This is a genomic window from Variovorax sp. P1_H12_2, assembly GCF_056405335.1.
Map to the genome: position 1 here is coordinate 1 of NZ_JBFUCI010000530.1, position 3,746 is coordinate 3,746.

General features: G+C 65.7%; 2 protein-coding genes and 1 pseudogene. All 3 read left to right on the forward strand.

Annotation, left to right across the window (positions count from 1 at the left end):
• Positions 1-255 (forward strand): annotated as a pseudogene (locus AC1D2K_RS31670) (CDP-diacylglycerol--serine O-phosphatidyltransferase); the annotation flags it as partial.
• Positions 256-700: 445 nt separating this feature from the next.
• Entirely contained in the window at positions 701-2,404 is a 1,704-nt protein-coding gene (gene leuA, locus AC1D2K_RS31675) for a 2-isopropylmalate synthase (RefSeq protein WP_478094021.1), read from the forward strand.
• A gap of 10 nt (positions 2,405-2,414) precedes the next feature.
• Positions 2,415-3,746: 2-isopropylmalate synthase (locus AC1D2K_RS31680; RefSeq protein ID WP_478094022.1), on the forward strand; the 1,332-nt coding region annotated here is incomplete at its 3' end.

Below are 3,746 nucleotides of genomic sequence, written 5' to 3' on the forward strand. Positions count from 1 at the left end.
ATGGTGACCAACGCGCCGTTCTACAGCTTCAAGGACATCCAGATGAAGAAGAGCGTGCCCTTCGCGGTGATCGTCCTGATCGCGCTCGGCATCGCGGTCATCAACATCCATCCGCCGACCGTGCTGTTCGGGGTCTTCGTCGCCTATGGCTTGAGCGGCTACGTGGTTTATGCCTGGCGCAAGGCCAAGGGTCAGCAGGTGAGCGTGATCAGCATCTCGACCGACGAGCCCGACGAACGCGGATTGCATAACTAGCTCGCCCCCAGGTTGCCCCGCACTGCGTGTCGGGGCGCCCACCCCCTACCGGGGGCAACACCAGCGGCCCGGCAGAGCCGGTTCCGCGGTGTTTCACCAACAGGCCTGGCTGCGCCGGCCGCGACAAACTTACTCCGCTTCTTCGGCCTTCGGCGGCTGCGCGCAGCGCAGCACGCCTGTTGGTGGGCAGGCGCGGAACCGGCTTCGCCGGGCCGCTGCCTGCGCCCCCTGCAAGGGGGTGGGCGGCTACACGCAGTGAGCCAACCTGGGGGTGTGCTATATTCTTTCTMTCATGAACAAGATTTCGCTGGCCCTACTACTGATCCCCTTCGGGCGGAGACGGTAGAGCGCGCGCGCAAATCCCTCACCACGGCCCGTTCGCACCAGCAACGGGCCGTTTTGTTTGGGGTTGCTGGTGGATTCCAACCACAGCGAGTAATCCAAGATGTTGAAGCAACCCAACCGCAAGTACCGCGCCTTCGCTCCGATCGGTTTGAAGGACCGCACCTGGCCCGACGCMGTGCTGGCCCGCGCGCCGATCTGGTTGTCGACCGACCTGCGCGACGGCAACCAGGCGCTGGTGGAGCCGATGGACATCGCCCGCAAGATGAAGATGTTCGAGACGCTGGTGGCGATTGGCTTCAAGGAAATCGAGGTGGGCTTCCCGTCCGCTTCGCAGGTCGAGTTCGACTTCGTGCGCAAGTTGATCGAGGAAGACCGCATCCCCGACGACGTGACCATCCAGGTGCTCACGCAGGCGCGAGACCAGCTGATCGCGCGCACCTTCGAGTCCCTGCAGGGCGCGCCGCGTGCCATCGTGCACCTGTACAACGCGGTGGCGCCGGTGATGCGTCGCGTGGTGCTCGGCATGGACGAGGATCAGATCGTCGAACTTGCGACCACGCACGCGCGGATGTTCGGTGAGCTGGCCGCGAAGCAGCCGGACACGCACTGGACCTTCGAGTATTCGCCCGAGATGTTCTCGGGCACCGACCTTGCGTTCTCCAAGCGCGTGGTCGATGCGGTGACCGAGGTCTGGGCGCCGACGCCCGAGCGCAAGTGCATCGTGAACCTGCCGTCGACGGTCGAGCATTCGACGCCGAACATCTTCGCCGACATGATCGAGTGGATGCACCGCAACCTCGCGCGGCGCGAAGCGATCGTGCTCTCGGTACACCCGCACAACGACCGCGGCACCGGCACCGCCGCCGGCGAGTTCGCGCTGATGGCCGGCGCCGACCGCCTCGAAGGCTGCCTGTTCGGCAATGGCGAGCGCACCGGCAATCTCGACCTCGTGAACGTCGCGCTCAACCTCTACACCCAGGGCGTTTCGCCCGAACTCGACTTCTCGAACATCGACGAGATCCGGGCCACGGTCGAGCACTGCAACCAGTTGCCGGTGCACCCGCGCCACCCCTATGTGGGCGACCTRGTCTACACCTCGTTCTCGGGCTCGCACCAGGATGCGATCAAGAAGGCCTTCGGCGCCCGCCGGGAGGGCGACCTCTGGGACATGCCCTACCTGCCGATCGATCCGAAGGATGTCGGCCGCAGCTACGAGGCCGTGATCCGTGTCAACAGCCAGTCCGGCAAGGGCGGCATCGCCTACCTGCTGGAGAGCGAATACGGCCTCGAGTTGCCGCGCCGCCTGCAGATGGAGTTCAGCCAGACCGTGCAGCGCGTGATGGACGTCGCCGGCAAGGAGCTCACCGCGGCCGATCTTCATGCCTTGTTCGAGCGCGAGTACGGCCTGCGCGACGCAGCCGGACCCCAGCACCGCGTGCTCGAAGAGCAGGGCGAGGGCGCCGGCGCCTCGGTGCTGCTGCGCGCGGACCTGCCATGGGAAGGAGAAATCCGCGCCATCGAAGGCCGCGGCAACGGACCGATCGACGCCTTCATCCATGCCCTGGCCAGCGCCACCGGGCACGCGATCCACGTGATCGACTACCACCAGCACGCGATCGGCGCCGGCGCCGACGCCCAGGCGGTGGCCTACCTCGAACTGCGTGTCGACGAATCGATCACGCTCTTCGGCGTCGGCGTCGATGCGAACATCATTTCCGCCTCGCTGAAGGCCGTCGTGTCGGGCCTGGCCCGGGCGCGGGCCCAGGGCGCGCACAGCGCACAATCGATGGCTGAACCCGCCTAGGAGATCCACGATGGCCGACAAACTGATTATTTTCGACACCACCCTGCGCGACGGCGAACAGTCGCCCGGCGCCTCCATGACCAAGGACGAGAAGCTGCGCATCGCGCGCCAGCTCGAGCGCCTGCGGGTCGATGTCATCGAGGCCGGCTTCCCGGCCAGCTCGAACGGCGACTTCGACGCGGTCAGCGCGATCGCCCACGCGATCAAGGACTCGACCGTGTGCGGCCTGTCGCGCGCCAACGACCGCGACATCTCGCGCGCGGCCGAGGCGCTCAAGGGCGCGGCCAACGGGCGCATCCACACCTTCATTGCGACTTCGCCGCTGCACATGGAGAAGAAGCTGCGCATGACGCCCGACGAGGTGTTCGAGCAGGCCCGGCTCGCGGTGCGCTTCGCGCGCAACCTGGTGGCCGACGTCGAGTTCAGCCCCGAGGACGGCTATCGCAGCGACCCCGACTACCTCTGCCGGGTGATCGAAGCCGTCATCCACGAAGGCGCGACCACCATCAACGTGCCGGACACCGTGGGCTATGCGGTTCCCGAGTTGTACGGCAACTTCATCAAGTCGCTGCGCGAGCGCATCCCGAACAGCGACAAGGCCGTCTGGTCGGTCCACTGCCACAACGACCTCGGCATGGCGGTGGCCAATTCGCTCGCCGGCGTGAAGATCGGTGGCGCCCGGCAGGTGGAATGCACCATCAATGGCCTGGGCGAGCGCGCCGGCAACTGCTCGCTCGAGGAGATCGTGATGGCGGTGAAGACCCGCAAGGACTACTTCGGGCTCGATGTCGGCATCGACACGCGCCACATCGTGGCCGCCAGCCGCATGGTCAGCCAGACCACCGGCTTCGTGGTGCAGCCGAACAAGGCAGTGGTGGGCGCCAACGCCTTCGCCCATGCCTCGGGCATCCACCAGGACGGCGTGTTGAAAGCCCGCGACACCTACGAGATCATGCGCGCCGAGGACGTCGGCTGGAGCGCCAACAAGATCGTGCTGGGCAAGCTCAGCGGCCGCAATGCCTTCAAGCAGCGGCTGCAGGATCTGGGCGTCGAAATGGAGAGCGAGGCCGACATCAACGCCGCGTTCTCGCGCTTCAAGGAGCTCGCCGACCGCAAGAGCGAAATATTTGATGAAGACATCCTCGCGCTTGTCAGCGACGAGGCACTCTCGCACGTTGCTGAGCAGTTCGGCTTTGTATCTTTGTCGCAACATAGTGAAACAGGTGAGCGCCCCCACGCGCGGATCGTGTTCACTGTGCAGGGCAAAGAGGTCACCGGCGAATCCGACGGGAACGGTCCCGTGGATGCGTCACTGAAGGCGATCGAGTCCCATGTGAAGAGC